Consider the following 19,236-nt stretch of genomic DNA (forward strand, 5'->3'; position numbering starts at 1 on the left):
GCCAGAAGCCGATGTAAGCGTCCGAGCGGCTTTCACGCTCATCCACGAACACGCTGTGGTGTTTGCCCTGGATCTCGTCGAGGCGGTAGCCCACGGTTTTCAGGAAGGCCGGGTTGGCGGTCAGGATCATCCCGTCCAGCGAAAACTCGACGATGCCCTGGGTTTCGTCGGCCTGCTGCTGGCGCTGGCCAAGGTCAGCCGTCCGCGCACGTTCGGCCGTGATGTCCGCGCCGTACAGCGAAACGGACTCCAGCCGGTTGCCGCGGCCCATGCGCGGGACGTAGACACCCCGCAGCCAGCCTTCCCTGCCCGGGCCCTTCACGCGGACGGTATCGGCGACTTCCTCGCCACGGGCCAGCGCGCGCCACAGGTGCTCGGCATCGTCCACGGCGAACACCGCCTGGAACGACTGGCCGACGATCTGGTCGCCCGTGGCGCCCAGGAGGGAGAGGAATGCCTTGTTGGCGCTGCGTACCGTGCCGTCGGCCGCCAGCTCGGCCATCGCAAAGCCGCGGCCCAGTGCGTCCAGGGTCGATCGCGCCCGGCGGGCATCACGCCCACCCCAGAAACCCATGCCCATCGACGCGCCCTGCCTTTCATCTGATTCGAACAGGTTTATCGGCCAGGCCACGGCTGGGCTTTAGTCCGGGCGAAACCTGCGTCACGCCTTTTTCGTCACGCCCCGGCTAAACTTGCCGCACGCAACCATCCGGTAGTCAGGGGATCCACGCCGTGCAGGCACGCAATTTCGAAGTATCCGTCGTCCAGCCGAACGGCAAGGCCGCCGTCGAGATCACGTTCAACGAAAAGGTGCTGGGCCTGTCGGGCGACACACTGTGGCTGTCGCTGGAAGATTCCGCCAGTGTGGAAGACGCGGAAGCCCTGCGCGCCCTGCTCGAGCGCGTCGGCCACCGCCTTACCGTCACGAACGTCCGCTGATCAGCGGGCGCCGCGCACCCGCGGCCCGGTGCTTTCACCGACCGCCACCTGCAGCGGCACGACGCGCGCGGCCATGACATGGTTCACCCCATGCACCTTGCCGCAGCCAAGGCAAGGCCGCACCCGGCCAAGGCCACCCCGGCAGGTACGCGCCGGCGCCAGCAGGCACCCGCAGACATAGCAGGATGCGAGCGCGCCGCGCTCCCATAGCCGCACACGCAGGATCTGGACGGTCGTCAACGCGACGCCGATAAACAGACCCGCCGCCAATGCCCAGCGCGGCAGGTGCGAATACAGCGAAAGATTGCCCAGCTCACCCGGGAATTCCTGGACAGCCCGCGCGGCGGCGGCCACCGCGGCGCCCGTGCCCAGCGCCATCAGGCCCGGCATGAACATGCGCAGATACATGCGTCCGACGTAAGACATGGCTGCTTCCCTCCCCTGGCCGGCGCACCCGGCAACGGAAAGGTTGTCGGGATGTGGGTCTACCCGCCGTGAACAACCGGCGGGTAAGCGTTTTCAGAAGGTCATGTTGAGCGAGAGCCGGCCGCCATGGTCGGACGCCTTGCCTGCGAACTGGCCGGTGTAGCTGGCGTCCAGGCGCAGGGCGGGCGTCAGCCGCACGACGAGACCCGCGTCCAGGATGCCCGCGTTCCGGGCCAGCGGCGCGCCGGTGCTCGTAAAGCCGGCGCCACCCTCGGCGAAGCGCAGCCGGGCCTGCGGAGCGACATCCCCCCACGCGCGCTGCCACGCGAGGGTGGCCTGCAAGCCGAAGCGCGCTTCGCGGTCCAGCGCCGTGCCGATGTGCACGCCGGCACGGCCGGTGGTGACGTGGGCGTTGTTGTCTTCCACGACCAGTGCGCCCGTGCCGCCGCGTTCCGTGGCGCTATCCCCGCTCCAGCGGACCACGGCCGCCTGGATGAAGGGCTCCATTCTCCACGCGCCTGCCCGGCCCAGGCCGCAGCCCAGTTCGGCGAAGCCCTGCGTCGTATCCGCATCGCGGCTCGCATAGGCACGCGCCGTGTCCGCGCCGATCGTGACGTCACGCCGCGTGTCGATCGAGTGGTGCGCGCGGATTACGCCGCCCGAGAGATGCAGCGCCTTCGAGGCGATATCACCGTAAAGGCCGAACTGGTTGCCTTTCACGTCCGCGCTGCCACCCGACGCACGCTCATGGATGTTCTGCTTAACGTGGCCAAGCAACGCACCGATGCGGCCACCTTCGCCCACGGCCAGGTCGGCGCCCAGCAACACACCGCTGTCACTGCTATCCACCTTAGCGGCATCGGCGTTGCCGTCGTAGTCGGCATCACGCCCGATCACGCTGAACCAGGTCGACACGCGACCGTCGTCGGCGCGCTGGCCACCCGGGAGGTCGGCGTCACCGAGGTGGCGGGTGACCGCATCGCGGACCTGGCGCTGGCTATCGAGGACAGCGCCCTGGGTGCTGGCGTGCAAGGTGCCGGCGAGCGAGGTGAACGCCGCACGCGCGGACGGAGCATCGAGCGCGATGAGGCGATCGTACACCCCGTGGCCCGTGCCCAGCGCGCCAGCGGCCACGGCGACCGCGCGTTGGTTCGGTGTCACCGCCGCATCTTCGAGCGCAGCGGCGTTGCGCTGCAGGATCAGGCTGATGTTGCCGCTCTCGCTGTACGCGATGAGGGTGTTGAGGAAGGCGAAGTTGCTGTTGATCGGGCCGAAGGTGCCGGTGATGCCGCCGGCGGCAGTCACGACGTTGTACTTCTGGTCGGCGACCCATTGCCCGAGCGACGCATCGATCACGAGACGCGCGCCCTGCTCCACCGTGACATGGCCGTTGACGGCAAGCGTACCGACGTCACCCGGACTGCCTGTGATCATCAGGGTGCTGTCGCTGGCAAAGTCCACGTTCCCGCCCACGCGCAGCATGCGCGGCGTGGTGACTGACGCTTCGTATCCCGGCACCACGGTGCCGTGCGTGACGACGTTGCCACGGACCGCGCCGTAACCGCCGAGGACGGCGCCGTGGGCAACGCTGACGTTGCCGCCCAGCTCAGCCGCGTTACTGACTTCGATGCCCAGCACCAGGGCACCTGCGTCGACGCGCGTTGTACCAGTGAAGGCCTGGGGATAGCCGCCCATCACCAGGGTACCCGCGCCCTGCTTTACGATCAGCCCGTCGCCCGTCAGTTCCGAGGCATTCGCGCCATCCCACGCCTGGTCATACACCAGCGTCCCGTGCACGTTGATCTTCGGCACGCGCAGCGCATCGGCGTCGCCGCGCAGTGTTCCCTCCTGCACGTCGATGACGCCGCTGTACGTGCTGTACCCGGTGGTCACGAGGGTGCCCGCGCCGAGTTTCACGAAGGTGCCCTGGCCATAGATCGCACGGGACACGGTAAAGGTGTTGCCGGCATCGGCGACGTCGATAGCCCCCCAACCGCTTCGCTCGATACCGAACCGGTGTCCGGTGCGCTGGTAGTCGGTGCCGAGGACGCGGAAGGCGCCGCTGGTGAAGGTGATATCGCCACGACCAAGGGCATCATCCGCTGCGACCGCAAGGGTGCCGCCAGAGATCGTCGTGCCTCCGGTCCAGGTGTTCTTGCCCGTGAGCACCAGGGTGCCGGGGTCGGTCTTCACGAGGCCGCCCGTGCCGGTAAGCGTGTTGGCGATCGTGGCGGTCATACCTTCGGAGCCCTGCCCGTCGCCCACGCGGATGACCGGCGACGATGCGCCCTTCGCAAGTTCGATGGGTGCACCATCCAGGCGGTAACCGTCGCTCGCGAACTGCATGCCGAGCACGGACAGCGCCCCCTGGCTGGCGTCCGCGTGCACCTGGCCCGCTGCACCGGCAAACACGGCGAAACCCGGCCGCGGCGTCATCGGGCCGGTCAACGAGCCGTCGGCGTTCGCCCAGTTCGCGCTCGTCGCCGACCACACGCCGCTTCCACCGCCCCGGTTCACGCCGTCCGCCCTGCCGTTGGCATTCCACAACGACAACGCGACACCCGCGGTGTTGAGCAAGTCGATCCGCTTGTTCGATGCGTCGCGAATCAACGTCAGGTAACGGGTGTCAACGCCCGATCCAAGCTGCAGGCCACGCCCCGTTTCAATCAGCGTGCCGTAGTCGAGCACGTGGTAGAAGCCAGGGGTCAACGCGCCCGCTGCGCGAACATCAAGCGAAACGTCGCCATCGAACTGCGCCAGCCCGCGCACGGACACGCTGTCACTGTCGCCATACGTGGCGAGATTGGGGCCGGGCGCGCCCATGTCGAAGTCGATGTGGCTCCCATCCGCCATCTTGAGGATCTCGAGCGACATCTTGCCGATGCCGTCGCCGGGAGAAAGATGGCCACCGGCATTCACCTGCGCGAATGTGAGGGTCGCGTTGCCAGCCAGGGTCGCGCCGCTACCCACGGTCGCGATGCTGTCGCGCGCCACCATCTGCCGGTGCGCGCTATCGCCCAGCATGAGCGTGCCCGCGTTAACGTCGATGTCGGATATAAAGTTGATGTCGCCGTTGAGCACCACGCTGATCGGCGTGGCCAGCACGAGGTTTGCCGCCGTGCTGAGCCCGCTGATCGGCCGGTCGTACTGGAAGCCGCTGGATCGCTCGATGACGAATTTGCCATCCAGCGAAAGGTCACCGGTCCAGCTGCCGGTGTCCGTCAGCGTCACGTTGCCCACCTGGAGCATCGGGGCGTCGACGACACCTTCCATCCGTACGGGGGCCTGTGAGTAGCCACTGCCGAGTAGTGCCTTCGTCGATGCCGTCACGTCGCCGACGTGCAGTCCCGCTCCGGAAAGGGCCACCGTGCCGCCGCGTGCCGTGACGCGGCCGACGTTCGCTCCGTCCGCACCGAAGTACACCGCCCCGCTGCCCGCATCGAGATCCACGGCGCCACCCACCCGCAGGGGTGTCAGGGTCGACGAGTTCGTCGTGATCGTGCCGTTGCTACGTACGACGAGATCACCCGCGACGTTGACGTCGTAACCCAGGCCGAGGCTCCCACCAGAGACGAGTGTCGCGTCACCCGTGGCTGCCAGGCGGTCGACCGTGACGGCCTTGGTGGAAGTCGCCTTGATATCGTGTCCGGAGAGCCATAGCGAGCTGAACGCGTTGCGGGCATCGCTGGCATCGATGTCGTGGCCCTGCGCATCCAGAACAGTCCCCTGTCCAACCTGAACGTTTCGCAGCACGATATCCGCGGCATTGCTGAGCTGGAACGTTTCGTTCGCGCGAAAACCGTCGACCACGCCGATCTGGTTGGCCTTGTTAAGCAGCGTGGCACCGTAATTTGCCGATCCGGTAAGGAGCGCGGTGTACCAGCCGCCCGCGCCGTCATGGTCATCCTGGTGGATCGACGCACCATCGTTGATCTGGATCGCCGCCGCATGGATGTCGCCCGACATCAACGAGCCGACGGCATCAATGACCAGGCGCCCGGGCGTCGTGATCGTGCCACCCGTGGTGATCGACTGCGTGGCGGACACCGTGATGTCGCCCTGCGCCGAAAGGGACTTCCGATAGCCAAGGTTGACGTACTGGCCCGCCAGGGTGATCGCACCGGGCGCGACGAGATTGTCGTTGAGGTTGACCTGCTGCGCCCGGAGCTCGATATCGCCGCCCGCATTCGCCAGGGAGGCGGTCTTCACCTGTGAGAAGCCTGTCGTGGGCGCCGTGCCGCCGCCGAGCGCAGGCGTGATGGCGTTAACCACGGTGAGGCCGCGGGTCGATTCAATATGCAGCGTGCCGCGTTGGGCGGGATCGTCCGCACCAACGTCGATGGCGCCATCGATTTCCAGGTAATCCGCCTTGAACCACGCATCGCCGGCGTGCGCGGCAGCGATCCCGTGGAGATCGACCTGGCCGCTCACGCCCAGGGCGCTGCCGCCGAGCAGGCGCAGTGTCCCCGCCGGGGCCGAGTAGGTGCCGCCAAGCAGGATCCCTTGCGCGTTCTCCAGCGTGACATCGCCGCTGCCCTGCCAGCTCCCCTGGAGCTGCGACGCCTGGCCGCTTCGGTCGTGGTGGATGCTCGTGGCACCACCCGGCAGCTGGAATACGACGGTGCCGCCTGGGCCAATAGCGAAGGAGGTCCAGTCCACCTCGGCCGCGGCGTCGGTCTGTTGCATCGTCAGGGTATCGCCTACCACCTGGAAGGTGGGGTTGCCGATCGTGGCGTTGGGCCCGGTGGGTAACGCGACGGCGGCGAGAGAAGTACCAGGGAGTGCAATGGCCATCGCGATGGCGGCAGCAAGCGCCTGGCGCACGCAGGTGCGCGCGTACGTACGAGTCATCCGGATTGTCCCCTGCCCGTCTCCCTGGGGCGGGGGCTATCCTCGCCCTCCCTGACGGATCAGGAAGGACAATACAGGAACGCCGCAAGTTCTTGCCATGTGCGCTGCATCATGGCTGGGGGACTCGTGGGGGGGGGGGGGGGGGGGGGGGGGGGGGGGGGGGGGGGGGCGGGGGGGGCGCGGGGGCCGCCCCCCCCCCCCCCCCCCCCCCCCCCCCCCCTCCCACAGGGGTGGCTAGGCTTTGGCGGGTGCGCCGTAGCTCGGCGGGCGGTCTTCCGGGGCCTTGCCGAAGGCTTCGTTCGGCTGGGCGCCCATGGTGAACACCAGGGTGCCGCCCGAGACGAGGTCCTTGTGGCTGATCCAGCTCTTCGTCCACGGCTGGCCGTTCCAGGTCACCGACTGGATGTACGGCTTGCCGTCACCGTTGCCCGTGGTCTCGATGGTCAGCACCTTGCCGCCACCGACCTGCACCTGGGCACGGTCGAGGATCGGGCTGCCGAACACGTAGTTCGTGCTGATCGGATCCACGGCGTACAGGCCCATGGCGCTCATGATGTACCACGCGCTCATCTGGCCGCAGTCTTCGTTGCCCGGCAGGCCATCCGGCTCCGGCAGGTACATCGTGTCGAGCATCAGGCGGACCTTCTCGGCCGTCTTGTGATGCGAGCCGGTGTACGCGTACAGGTACGGCATGTGGTGGCACGGCTCGTTGCCGAACGCGCACTGGCCGACCATGCCGGCGATATCCGGCGGGGCATTGTTCGGCAGCTTCGGGTCGGCGTTGAAGAACGCATCAAGCTTCTTCTCGAAGCCATCGCGGCCGCCGAACAGGTCCATGTAGTTGTACAGGTCGTGCTGGTTCAGGAACGTGGCCTGCCAGGCGTTGGACTCGGTGAAGTCACGCCACTTGTTCGAATGGCCGATCTGGATCGGATCGAACGGCTGCAGCCACTGGCCGTCATCGCCCTTCGGGCGCATGAACTGCATGTCCTTGTCGAACACGTTGCGGTAGTTCTGCGAACGCGCGCGCAAGGCCTTCGCCTCGTCGGCATGGCCAAGGTGCTCGGCCATGCTCGCCATCGCCCAGTCATCGTAGGCGTATTCGAGGGTCTTGCTGACCGCCTCGCCTTCCTTGTCGCTGGGGATGTAACCCTTGGCGCGGTAGTACGGCAGGCCGAAATAGTCATCCTGCATGGCGCGACGACGGAACACCGGCCAGCCCTTCTGGTAATCGATGCCCGTGAAGCCCTTGGCCTGGGCCTCGGCGACGACGACAGCGGAGTGATAGCCGATCATGCAGACCGTCTCGATACCCTGCAGCGGCCACACCGGCGCACCACTCGGGCTTTCGACGGCCAGGCGGACGATGCCGTCGACGAGGTCGGGCACGCGATCCGGCTGGTACAGCGTGTACAGCGGGTGCGCCGCACGGTACGTATCCCACAGCGAGTACGTGCTGTAGTTGTGGCGGCCTTCGGGGAGGTTGTGCACCGCCTTGTCCATGCCACGGTAACGGCCATCGATATCGCTGAAGACCGTCGGGGCGAGCATCGTGTGGTACAGCGAGCTGTAGAACGTGCGCTTGATCTTGTCGGAGCTGCTGTCGATCTGGATCTTCGACAGCTCGGTGTTCCACTCGGCCTCGGCGGCAGCGCGGATACCGTCGAAATCCCATGCGGGCATTTCGCCATCGAGGTTGCGCATGGCGCCATCGATGTCGACGCCGGAGATGCCGACCTTCACCAGCAGCGGTTCGCTATTGGCCTTGTCCAGGTACAGCGCCGCCTTGAGGTTGTTGCCCTTGGCATCGGCCGTGCCCTTCGGCAGGGCCTTGTCATCGGCGTACAGCGTGATCGACGACGCCGGGCGCGAGAGCTTCATGGCGAAGTAGATGACGCGGCCCGAGGCCCATTGCCACACGCGGCGGCCACCGACGATGGTGTCGTTGCCGACGATGCGGATCTCGGCGTCGGTGACGCGGCAGTTTTCCTTCGGGCTATCGGAGTAGCCGTGCGCCAGGTCGAGCAGCACGTGCGCATCGCCGGCCTTGTTGAAGGTGTAGCGGTGCATGCCGGCGCGCAGGGTCGCGGTGAGCTCGGCCAGGATATCGTGCTCGGTCAGCCGCGCGGTGTAGTAGCCCGGGTGCGCCTGCTCGCCCGTGTAGTGCGACCGATAGCCCTTGATCCCGGTCTTGTAGCCCTTCGGCGCCTTGTCCGGGCTGATCTTCTGCGCATCGAAACGCGACACGTAGTTCACGCCATCGAAATCGCGGTCGCCCGGCTGCAGCAGCACGGGGCCCATGCTGGGCATGACCAGGAAATCGAGCATGTCGGCGGCGCCGGTGCCCGAAAGGTGCGTGTGCGAGAAGCCCATGATCGAGCCATCGCCCTGGTGGTAGCCGGACGAGCCGTCCCACTGGGCGTTGTACGTATCAGGGCTGAGCTGGACCATGCCGAACGGCCGCGTCGCACCCGGGTAGGTGTGACCGTGGCCGCCGGTACCGACAAAAACGTCGACGTAGCGCAGGACGCCATCCAGGGTGGTGCCGCCACCCGTGGCTGGCGCTTCAAGACCGTGCTTGACGCCCGCGGCCATCGCGGAGAGGGTGCCGAGCTGGCCAACTGCCGTTGCGGCGGCCATGCCCTGCAGGAAACGTCGACGTGTAACCATGGAAAACTCCGGCTGGCGAAGGGGTTCTTAGACCCGACGCAGTGAATCAGGATTTTTGTCTGCGAGGTGCACGACCAGCTCGCCGAACAAGGTGTTGGCCCAGGCGAACCACGAACGGGTGAAGTTCTTCGGATCGTCCTGGTCGAATGCTTCATGCATGAAGCCCGTGCCACCGTGGGTCGTCTTCAACATGTGGAGGCAGGCGCGCTGCTCCGCGACGTCCGTGGTGGTGAACGCCTTCATCATGATCGACATGGGCCAGATGTAGCGCAGGCCTTCATGCGGGCCACCGATGCCCTCGCCCGCCGTGCCCTTGAAGAAGTACGGATTCTTGTCGCTCCACACCAGTTCGCGCGTGCGGGCGTAACGCTTGTCGTAACCGACGGTCTCGAGGTACGGCAGCGCGAGCAGGCTGGGGACGTTCGCATCGTCCATGAACAACTGGTTGCCGTAACCATCGACTTCGTACGCCCAGTACTCGTCCTGGCCGTTGCGGATCACGCCGTACTGCTCGACCGCGGCAGCCACCTCGTCCGCGAATGCGTTGCACTCGGCGGCGAAGCCCTGGTCACCGTAGAAGGTGGCATGCATCTGTGCGAGGCGGCGCAGCGTGACCACGGCGAACAGGTTGCCGGGGATGTTGAACGGCAGCGTGGTCGCGTCGTCCGACGGGCGGAACTCCTGCACGATCATGCCGACCGGCTTCGCCGGCGGGCCGAAGCCGTGGAGGATCTGGCTATCGGTCGGGTTCAGCGCCGGGCGCTGGAAGTGGTACGGGCCCAGGTTCTCCTTGCGCTGCTGCTCGCGGAAGGTCTTCACGATCAGCTTCGTCGCCGCGCGCCAGCTGTCGTCGAACGGCTCGCGGTCGCCCGTGGCCTGCCAGTAGCCGTGTGCCAGGCGCACCGGGTAGCACAGGGAATCGATTTCCCACTTGCGCTCGGCCACGCCGGGCTTCATGTCGGTCTGGTCCTGCTGCGACCAGTCCATGTTGCTCTTGGCCTTCGGGTCGGGCATGAAGGCGTTGGCGTACGGGTCGATCGTGATGCAGCGGGTCTGGCGACGGATCAGGCCGCGGAACAGCTTGCGCAGGGCCTCGTCCTTCGCCACCAGCGGCAGGTACGGCCACACCTGGGCCGACGAATCGCGCAGCCACATGGCGTCGATGTCACCCGTCAGTACGAAGGTATCTTCGTAGCCATCGAGCTTGCCGACTTCCACCGTCGTATCCAGCGTGTTCGGGAAGCAGTTCTCGAACAGCCACGCCAGCTCCGGATCGGCGATCTTCTTCTTCGTCGAAACGATCAGCTTTTCCACCGCCTCGCTGGTGAACTTGCGCTTGCCCACGGGTGGGCGCTTGCTCTCGAAGCGTTTGGCCGCGAACGCGGCGCTGCTAACGCCTCCGGCCAGCGCGATGCCAGGTGCCAGGGACAGCCACTTGATAAGGTTGCGGCGGCTCGGGTTCACGGGTGGGTCTCCTTCAGGGCGTCGACGAGCGACATGGCCGTCACAGCATGACGGAGCGTAGCGACATCCACCTTACCAGCCACGACCACGTCGCGGCTCTCGCCCGGCATCAGATCAAACGCGTTATCGGCGAGGCGCACATCGAGGTCGCCGGTGTCGATCCACACCGCACGGGCAAGGCGCTTCGCGGTCACGGTGATCACCGCGCCATCGGCAGTCTCGCGAACGCTGGTGGTCAGCTCGGGCCTGGCCGGCAGGGAAAGATCCTTGGCCAGCCCGAAGTACAGCGGGTGATGGGCGACGACGTTGCCACCTTCCAGCAGGTCGAAGGCGACCACCGTCTTCTTCGGGTCCGCACCCTTCAGCAGGGCGGCGTCGTCGGCCTTGAGCACGGAGGTGCTGGTCAGCGCGCCCGCCTTCACCGGCTGGCTGGTTTCACGCAGCAGCTTGCCGTCCATCGCATACACACGGGTGCGCAGCGTGGCATCGAAATCCTTCACGCGATCGGACACCGCGAAGACCTCGGTGTGGCCATCGCGACGGATCGGAACCACGTCCACCGGCGCATAGAAGCGCTTCGCGTGGAACTGCAGGGCCTTCCAGCGGTTGAAGTAATCGACGCTGGCCCAGGACGCGCCCGGCCACACATCGTTGAGCTGCCAGTAGAGCGTACCCATGCTGCGCGGGCGCGAGCTGCGCAGGTGTTCGGCCGCCAGCTCGATGCCTTCGGCCTGCATCACCTGGCTCAGGTAGACGAACGAGGGGAAATCCTTCGGCTCGCCGTAACCGGCGCGGATATACAGGAGCAGGCGCTGGTTACCGTCGCCGTTGGCGAACGTCTGGTGCGCACGCATGACCTTCGATTCCGGCTGCATATCGCCGGGCTCGGCAAAGGCCTTGATCGTGGCCATCACCGGGAACGACTGCAGGCCGTATTCCGACTGGACGCGCGGGGTGATGTCCAGGTAGTGGTCGATCGGCTCGGAGCCGGACCACACCTTCCAGTAATGCATGTCGCCATCGTTCTCGACGTTGGCGGGGCCTTCGTAGTCGGTGCTGGGCGAGCTGGCCCAGTACGGCACGTTCGGCGAGAGATCCTTCACCACGGTGCGCAGCGTCTTGCCGAACAGCTCGCGCATGCCGTCGTCGATCTTCTTCACTTCATCGGCGTTGACGAACTTGCGGAAGTCCTGGCGATCCGGCCAGTCGTCCCAGCCGGTCTGCACTTCGTTGTTGCCCGCCCACAGCACGATCGAGGGATGGTCGCGCAGGCGCGTAACCTGTTCGATCGCCTCGATGCGGGCGGTCTCGTTGAAGGCCTTGTCGTACGGGGTGATCGCGCCGCCGTACATGAAATCCTGCCAGACCATGATGCCCATGCGGTCAGCCGCGGCGTAGAAGGCATCCGGCTGGTACGTACCGCCGCCCCACATGCGCAGCATGTTCATGTTGGCGTCGCGGGCGGACTGCAGGATCGCTTCCATCTTCGCCGTGGTGACACGGGTGGGGAAGCTGTCGAACGGAATCAGGTTGGCGCCCTTGGCGAAGACGGGCACGCCGTTGACGACGAAAGCGAAGCCCCTGCCCCACTGGTCTTTCTCGCGGCGCAGCTCGACGCTGCGCAGGCCGGTGTCCTTGTCGGCCGATGCGACCGGCGCACCGTTGGCCGCAACATCGGCGTGGAAATGGTAGAGGTTGGCGTCGCCATACCCGACCGGCCACCAGCGCTGCGGGTGGGCGATCGTCACCGGCACGGCGAGATGGTTCTCGCCCTTCGCCAGGGTGACCGTGCGCGTTTCGTGGCCCTTCGTGCCATCGGGCGCGGTCCACTCGACCTTCAGGTCAGCCGGGCCGGCCTTGTCGGCGCGCACGTCGAACTGCGCCTGCAGGCTCGCGACGTCGGCATCGACATGGTCCTGGGCGACATGGAAATCGGCGAGGCGCAGGTTGTCCCACGCTTCGAGACGCACCGGCTGCCAGATGCCGGCGGTGAGATAGCGCGGACCCCAGTCCCAGCCGTACTGGTAATTGGATTTGCGCACGTAGTTGGAGGTCTGCTTGCCCTTCGGCTCATCACCGAACGCCGAATCAAACTCGCCGGGCAGCGAGTACGGCTGCTTCATCAGCCACGGCAGGAGCTTGCCCACCGGCGAGGCGAAGCGGACTTCGAGGGTGTTCTTGCCCTGCTTTAGGGCGCCCTTAGCGGGCAGGCGCCACTGGCGGAACATGTTGTCCGCGCTGAGCACCTTCTTCCCGTTGAGGCTGACGTCCGCGAAGGTATCGAGGCCGTCGAAAACCAGTTCGACATGGCCCCGCGAGAGCATCGCGGCGTCCACGTCGAAATCGAGGTGGTAATCCCAGTCGGCCAGCCCGATCCACTGCAGGCTGGCTTCGTTGTCGCGCCAGAACGGGTCTTGCACCCGTCCCAGCTTGAGCAGGTCGAGCTGGACGGCACCCGGCACGGTGGCGGGCTGCCAGTCCTTCACATCGGGGTGCGCGTCGCTGCCCGCCGCGCCAGGGGCGAGGCGGAACCGCCAGCCGGCGGAGAGATCCTTCTCCACCGGCGTCGCGGCACTGGCCGCTCCCGCGGCGAGCAGGAGGGCCAGGGCCAGCGACGCGCGGCGCATCACAGCTTGAAGCCCAGGGTCACGGTGTAGGTGCGGCCGTTCTTGTAGGCGTTAAGCGGCTCGGCCGGGGTGTTGTTGTAGACGAAGTAGGTCTCGTTCAACAGGTTGGTCCCATCCAGTGATACGCGCATGTGGTCGTTGATCTGGTAACCGATCGACGCATCCAGCTCGCGGAAGATGCCCGTGATCTGCTGCGACTGCAGCTGGGCGATGGAGGTGAAGTACGACGAACGCCAGCTGTACGTCAAGCGGGCGCTCAGCGGGCCCTGCTCGTAGAACGGCGACAGGTTGAACGAGTTCTTCGAGTTGTACGGCAGCGGGAAGTCGTTGCTGGTATCGGCGTCGGAGTACGTGTAGTTCGCCAGCATGCCGAAGCCGTAACCGAAGTTCTGCTGGTAGCTCAGCGCGATGCCCTTCACCTTGGCCACGCCGGCGTTGATCGGCACCTGCATCTGGTACAGGTCATCACGCTGGTTGGTCAGGTTGTAGTGCGTCTCGGCCACGTTAGTGTTGAGGATGTAGCCCGAGATGCGACGGAAGAAGGCTTCCGCGGCAAGCACGCTGTTCTCCGAGAAGTACCACTCGGCGGAGGCGTCGTAGTTGGTCGACTTGTACGGGCCCAGGTCGGTGTTGCCACGCGAACCGGTGAGGGTACGGTCATCCAGCGCCACGTACGGGGTCATCTGCTGGTAGCGCGGACGGGCGACGGTCTTGGCGGCGGCGAAGCGCAGCGTCAGGCTGTCGGTGGCGTCGTAGGCGATGTTGAACGACGGCAGCCAGTCGTGGTACGTGCTGCGCTTGTCGACCGCGGCGTACTGGTTGTTGCCGACGAAGTTGTAGCCATCCACGGTGTCACGGGTGCGGAAGTAGCGCACGCCGATGTTGCCGCGGTAATCGTCGCCAGCGAAGTCACCCTGGATGTAGAACGCACGGTTCTGCTCGGCGACGCTGTACGTGGCCTTCGGGTCGAGCGAGACGTGGCCGTTCTTCAGGCTCTGGATGTACGCCTTCATCAGGCCCGGATCAATCGTCGTCCAGTCGCCCATGTTGCCGGCGGCGTTCAGGCCGTTGAGGAAGCCGCTGGGCGTACCGCCGTTCGCGAAGTTAGCCAGCGACAGGCCGTTGCCGTCCTGGGTCGGCAGGCTGGCCTGGTAACCGTCCTGGCCGTCGAGGTGGTTGGTCGCCTTGATGCCGACTTCGATCTGGTTCAGCGGGCCCCACTGCACGTCGTGCGCGAAGTCAGCCTGGAAGTAACGCTCGCGGTCGTAGCTCGGCGCGTAGCTGTAGCCGGCGCCGTGGGCAAGCATGGCCGAGGGGTTGTCGCCCGCGTTGTAGTTGATCTGCGGGTGCTGGCCATCGAGGTTGTAGTTGAAACCACCGAAGCCCTGGAACTGCATGTTGTAGATGCCATCCGAACCACCCGTCGAACCGGTGTAACCGATCTGCGACGACGCGGTCCAGCCATCACCGAACCAGTCGGCGCGCAGCTGGGCGACTCCAGTGTTGACGGTCGAGTCGCGCTCGTAGCCGTCGAGGTAGGTGCTGGTGTTCGCGTTGTAGCTGCCGCTGGTCGCGACGCCGTTGTTGAAGCCCAGCGCCGTGGCGTTGGCGGCCGAACCCGACCACTCGCCGTAATGGCTCTGGTTGAAGTTGTTGAACTTCTCGGTGACATACAGGCCGGTGAAGTTCAGCTCGAACGCTTCGTTCGGCTTCCACTGCAGGCCGGTGGAGACGCCATCACGCGTACGGCGCTGCTGGAACCACGCGGTGTTCACCGCGGTCGGGTACACGCCCTGCTGGTTCGGCGGCACCACGGCCGGGTTGAACTGGTGATCCGGGTTGGTATCGGTCGGATCGTTGACGCGCTGGTAACCGAAGATCTCGGTGCCCTGGCGGTCGATGATGCGGTCAGAATGCATCAGCGAACCGATGACGCCGAAGGTGTTGTCCTTGTTCTTCCAGCTGTACAGCACGGAGGCGTTCGGCTTGCCCTTGTCGGCGTTGTCGTTGTAGCCGTAGCTGACGCTACCGGTCAGCGTGTTCGCCGGCAGGTCGAGCGGGCGGCGGGTGTTCACGATGACCGTGCCACCGATCGAGCCTTCATCGATGCTCGCCTGCGGGGTCTTGTAGACCTGGGCGTTGCCGATGATTTCCGAAGCCAGCAGGCTGTAGTTGAACGAACGGCTATCCGGGTTGTTCGGATCCGAGGTCCAGTTGGTCGAGGCGACGGTCTGGCCGTTGAGCATCAGGCGGTTCAGCGCCGGGTCGGTGCCCAGGATGCTGACCTTGTCGCCTTCGCCGAAGTTGCGGTCGACCGAGAGGCCCGGCAGGTGCGAGAGCGATTCAGCGACGTTGGTGTCCGGGAACTTGCCTACGTCTTCCGCCGAGATGGCATCGACGATCGAGTCCGAGTTGCGCTTCAGGTCGAGCGACTTCTGCAGCGAGGCGCGGATACCGGTGACGGTCACGCCCTGCAGGTTGGCCGCGTCCTGCGGGTTGGCGGCCGCATCGGCCTGGTCATTCTTCTTGGTGGTCTTGGCCGGCGGGGTCGCCGTGGCCGCGTCCTGCGCCATCACGGTGCCCGTTGCGAACAGGCCGGTGAGGATGGCGAGGGAGAGCGCGCTGATACGGTGGTTCACATCAAGCTCCTGGGGGATGGTGTGCAGGCTGTGGGGAAGCCTTTCTCAGGACGAACAGCACCGCACGGGCTTGCGCCCGTGTTCGTCAGTCGTTCGGCCTACGGTGTTTTGTTTAGTGCCCTGCGCCCTGCCGCGGATCGCGACGCGTTCGCTGTTGCAGCTGTATTACTCGGCGGATTTTTAGGGCCCCTGACAACGATGTCAACGGTTTTTTTAACTCGATCTAAAGGGAACCATTACTAGCTATATATCTGTTTTCATTGATTAAGTTGAAAAAGCCAGTTTCGTGCAGTGCGGAAATTTCTCAAGTGGATTTGGATCGATCCACACGGGGTCGAGCGTGACGGCTGTAGTGAGTAACTCCCCGCTCGGCGGGGAGTTTTTTCCTTGCACCCGCCCATGACCTTCCCACGGCGATGGTCACGCGGGTCATTGCTGCACTGCAACGTAAAAACGGAGCTTCGCTGGCCCATTTGTGGGAGCGCGCTTGCGCGCGATTGACCTTGCCGAACCGCCCATCGGGCGCGAGTGCGCTCCCACGACGGCGCCGCATCCCCGCAGGCTTTTACGAAGTCCTACGCGCAGGTAAACGCGTTTTGGCGGCCCCCGTTGCAGACAGGCCGCAGTAAGCCAGCGGGCGCAAAGCTCGGCCACACACCCCATGGAAAGGCATCCCCGATGTCGCGAGCGTTCCTCAACGTTTCCCTGAAGACCCTGCTCTCGGCCGCGATCGTGACGGCCCTCGCCGCGTGCAATCGCGAACCGCCGGCCCAGGCCGCCGATGCGCCGGCCGCCGCAACCAGCGCGCCAGCACCCGATGTGCAGGCGGCGCCCTATCAAAGGCCGACCGCCGACCAGCTCTATGCGCTGGTCGCACCCATCGCCCTGTTCCCCGACAACCTCGTCGCGCAGACGCTCGCCGCCTCGACCCAGCCGGACCAGGTGGACGATGCCCGCCAGTTCGTCCAGGCCAATCGCAACCTCAATGGCGCGGCGCTTCTTGATGCGGCCGACGGCCAGCCCTGGGACCCGAGCGTGAAGTCGCTGGTGGCCTTCCCCGCCGTGCTCGATCAGATGGCCAACAACGGCGAGTGGACCGATGCGCTCGGCCAGGCGTATGCGAACGAACCCTCCGATGTCATGAATGCGATCCAGGTCATGCGTTCTCGCGCGCAGGCCAAGGGCAACCTGAAGAGCACGGCGCAGCAAAAGGTGCAGGTGGTCGACCGCGGCGAGCCGGTATCGCAGACCACCGTGGTGGAGCAGGATGAGATCGTCGGGCCGCCCGCGCAGACCATCGAGATCGAACCCGCCGATCCGGGCGTCGTGTACGTACCCGACTATGATCCGGATGTGGTCTACGGCGAGCCGGTGTATTCGAGTGTGTACGAGACGCGCTACGTCGAGCGCGGGCCGGATTACCACGACGCGGTGGTCGCCGGAGTCATCGGCTTCGGCGCCGGCATCGTGGTCGGCGAGCTCTTCGCCCACCACGAACACCATGATCGGCCCTGGGGCTGGGATAGCTGGCACGCCTCGTGGGGTGGCCACCGCGATGGCGGCCGCCCGGCGGTCGTCTACGACAACCATCCGTATGTCGTGAACCGCACCGTGGTGAACAACCGCTACGTCGATCGCTCGGTGCACGTCGATAACCGGCATAACTTCGGCAACACCTATAACCGCCCCGGCCCGCCGCCTCCTGGGCAGGCTCCGCGACCCGGTTTTGGGCCGCAAGGTGCGGGTGGCCCGCCGCAGCGACCGGCCCAGCCGGATTACGCGCACATGCAGCGCCCGAACTTCACCCCTGGTGCGATGCACGCCACCGCGCCGAACGCACACCCCGACCTGCCGCCGCCGCGGCCGAACACGCCGAATGTCGCCCAGGGCGGCCATGCGTTCCCGGGGGCTTCGGCGCAGCCGGGTCAACCGGGGCAGCAGCCGGGACGCTTTGGTGACCACGACCGGGGTGGCGATCACCTGCCGCCGCAGGCGCGACAAGCCTCGATCCAGCAGGCGCCGCAAGGCCAGTCGCCGCATCCGACACCGCATATGCCGCAGGTGCCGGGCGCGAACCCGCAGCAGCCGCGCGGTGAACCGCAGGCACCGCGCGCGCAGCCGCAGGCGCAACCGCAGTTCGCCCAGCACGCGCCACAGCCGTCGCATGACAACGCGCAGCGCTTCCAGCCGCCACAGGCGCAACCCCATCAGGAAACGCCACGCCCGCAGCCGGAACAGCACTTCCAGGCGCCGCAGCAGCAACCCGACCGGCACATCGAGGCATCGCGCCCCCAACCCCAGCCCGAACGTCACTTCGAGGCCCCGCGTCCACAGCCCCAACCCGAGCGGCACTTCGAAGCCCCGCGTCCGCAGCCCCAGCCGCAGCAGCACTTCCAGGCGCCGCGCGAGATGCCGCGACCGATGCCCCAGCCGCGCCAGGAGGCGCCCCGCCCGCAGCCGCAGGAGCACCACGAGCAGCCGCACCAGGCCCCGCAGCAACCACATCACGACGACCACAACAAGCACGACCACTGATGCCCTTGCGCCCCGCCTCGCCTTGAAATGATAATTATTCTGATCTATGGGGGGGCGAAGGCGGGCTGCGTGGGGGTGGGTACGGGTTTGCAGGAAGACGTGCCGGCGGTGCAGGGCCCTGCCCCGCTGCTGCGCGTGCTGCAGCACCACTACGAACCGCTGCGCCGATTCGTCGAGCGGCGCATGCGCTCCCCGGAGACCGCCGCGGACATCATCCAGGAGACCTGCGTCAAGGTCGCCATGCTGGATGAGCGCACCGTCATCCAGAATCCGCTCGCCTTCCTCTACCGCGTGGCTGGCAACCTTTCGCTGGACTGCCTGCGTGAGCGCGAGGTCCGCGAGCGCCATATCGAGAGCGGCGAGTTGCCTGACGTGCCCGATGGCGCGCCGGACAGCGAGGCCCACATCGCGGGCCACCAGCGCCTGCGTATCCTGGCCGATGCCGTCGCCGAGCTGCCGCCGCGCTGTGGCGAGGTGTTCCGCCTGCGCAAACTCGAGCACCTCGAGCCGCAGGACATCGCCAACCGCCTGGGCATCAGCCGCAACATGGTGGAGAAGCACCTGCGCAAAGCGCTGGCGCATTGCCAGGCACGCCTCGACGAGGCAGGCGCATAATGCGCGCTCCACGTCACCGGCTCGCCGCACCTGCCATGCCGCCATCCACCACTTACAGCACTGCCGCACGCCAACAGGCGGCCGGCTGGGTCATCCGGATCGATGCCGGCGACCTGACGGCTGTCGAGCGCGCCGCGCTGGATGCATGGCTGGCGGCGGATCCGTCGCACCGCGACGCACTCGAACGCGCGCGCATGACATGGCGTGAACTCGATCTGCTCGCCGGAGGGGTGCAGTCCGCGAACGACGTGACCACTCCGCTATCGACCGCGCGCGGTGCGCGACCGCATGCGGCGCACGTGACCGGACGCGGTCCGGGCAAGCGGCGGCACAAGGCGTTGCTTGCCGCCTGCGCGGTCCTGGTGGTCATGATCGCTGCGTGGCAATACCCGCGCGCCAGCGTCGCCCTGCGCGCCGATGCGCGCACGGCCGTTGGCGAAACCCAGCGCATCGCGCTGGCGGGCGGCGGC

11 protein-coding genes are annotated in these 19,236 nt (G+C 66.4%); 4 read left to right on the top strand and 7 right to left on the bottom strand.

Annotated features, from left to right (window positions below):
- The coding region (locus ACTHLF_RS12390) for a PAS domain-containing protein (protein WP_440327652.1) at positions 1–580 on the bottom strand (580 nt) is incomplete at its 3' end.
- A gap of 152 nt (positions 581–732) precedes the next feature.
- Between ACTHLF_RS12390 and ACTHLF_RS12395 the strand changes: the two genes are divergently transcribed.
- Positions 733–939, top strand: a complete 207-nt coding sequence (locus tag ACTHLF_RS12395; protein WP_440327653.1) for a hypothetical protein — start codon at positions 733–735, stop codon at positions 937–939.
- On the opposite strand, the gene ACTHLF_RS12400 is transcribed toward ACTHLF_RS12395, so the two are convergent.
- The 6 genes from ACTHLF_RS12400 to ACTHLF_RS12425 form a co-directional block, all read right to left on the bottom strand.
- Complete coding sequence (locus ACTHLF_RS12400; RefSeq protein WP_440327654.1) at positions 940–1,365, bottom strand: hypothetical protein; 426 nt, start codon at positions 1,363–1,365, stop codon at positions 940–942.
- Between the two features lie 93 nt (positions 1,366–1,458).
- A complete protein-coding gene (locus ACTHLF_RS12405; protein ID WP_440327655.1) occupies positions 1,459–6,216 on the bottom strand; it encodes an autotransporter domain-containing protein in 4,758 nt (1,585 codons plus the stop codon).
- Positions 6,217–6,450: 234 nt separating this feature from the next.
- Positions 6,451–8,886: a GH92 family glycosyl hydrolase gene (locus ACTHLF_RS12410; RefSeq protein WP_440327656.1), complete on the bottom strand. Its 2,436-nt coding sequence runs from the start codon at positions 8,884–8,886 to the stop codon at positions 6,451–6,453.
- A gap of 27 nt (positions 8,887–8,913) precedes the next feature.
- Positions 8,914–10,350 (bottom strand): glycoside hydrolase family 125 protein, encoded by a 1,437-nt coding sequence (locus tag ACTHLF_RS12415; RefSeq protein WP_440327657.1) that lies wholly within the window; start codon positions 10,348–10,350, stop codon positions 8,914–8,916.
- Positions 10,347–12,977 carry a beta-mannosidase gene (locus ACTHLF_RS12420; protein WP_440327658.1) on the bottom strand — a complete coding sequence of 877 codons (2,631 nt, stop codon included), beginning with the start codon at positions 12,975–12,977 and terminating at the stop codon, positions 10,347–10,349. Before ACTHLF_RS12420 ends, ACTHLF_RS12415 begins: the two co-directional genes overlap by 4 nt.
- Complete coding sequence (locus ACTHLF_RS12425; protein WP_440327662.1) at positions 12,977–15,550, bottom strand: TonB-dependent receptor; 2,574 nt, start codon at positions 15,548–15,550, stop codon at positions 12,977–12,979. The genes ACTHLF_RS12420 and ACTHLF_RS12425 overlap by 1 nt, the downstream gene beginning before the upstream one ends.
- 744 nt (positions 15,551–16,294) lie before the next feature.
- Between ACTHLF_RS12425 and ACTHLF_RS12430 the strand changes: the two genes are divergently transcribed.
- The 3 genes from ACTHLF_RS12430 to ACTHLF_RS12440 all read left to right on the top strand — a co-directional run.
- Positions 16,295–18,151, top strand: a complete 1,857-nt coding sequence (locus tag ACTHLF_RS12430) for a DUF3300 domain-containing protein (protein ID WP_440327659.1) — start codon at positions 16,295–16,297, stop codon at positions 18,149–18,151.
- A gap of 69 nt (positions 18,152–18,220) precedes the next feature.
- A complete protein-coding gene (locus tag ACTHLF_RS12435; protein ID WP_440327660.1) occupies positions 18,221–18,766 on the top strand; it encodes an RNA polymerase sigma factor in 546 nt (181 codons plus the stop codon).
- Positions 18,766–19,236: DUF4880 domain-containing protein (locus tag ACTHLF_RS12440; protein ID WP_440327661.1), on the top strand; the 471-nt coding region annotated here is incomplete at its 3' end. The genes ACTHLF_RS12435 and ACTHLF_RS12440, both read left to right, overlap by 1 nt.

The sequence above is a fragment of the Luteibacter sp. genome, assembly GCF_051958795.1.
Classification (GTDB): domain Bacteria; phylum Pseudomonadota; class Gammaproteobacteria; order Xanthomonadales; family Rhodanobacteraceae; genus Luteibacter.

Bases quoted from the DNA above. Each gene is read 5' to 3' on its own strand.
- ACTHLF_RS12400 (WP_440327654.1), bottom strand. From the start codon at position 1,365: ATGTCTTACGTCGGACGCATGTATCTGCGCATGTTCATGCCGGGCCTG.
- ACTHLF_RS12405 (WP_440327655.1), bottom strand. From the start codon at position 6,216: ATGACTCGTACGTACGCGCGCACCTGCGTGCGCCAGGCGCTTGCTGCC.
- ACTHLF_RS12410 (WP_440327656.1), bottom strand. From the start codon at position 8,886: ATGGTTACACGTCGACGTTTCCTGCAGGGCATGGCCGCCGCAACGGCA.
- ACTHLF_RS12420 (WP_440327658.1), bottom strand. From the start codon at position 12,977: ATGCGCCGCGCGTCGCTGGCCCTGGCCCTCCTGCTCGCCGCGGGAGCG.
- ACTHLF_RS12425 (WP_440327662.1), bottom strand. From the start codon at position 15,550: ATGGCGCAGGACGCGGCCACGGCGACCCCGCCGGCCAAGACCACCAAG.
- ACTHLF_RS12430 (WP_440327659.1), top strand. From the start codon at position 16,295: ATGTCGCGAGCGTTCCTCAACGTTTCCCTGAAGACCCTGCTCTCGGCC.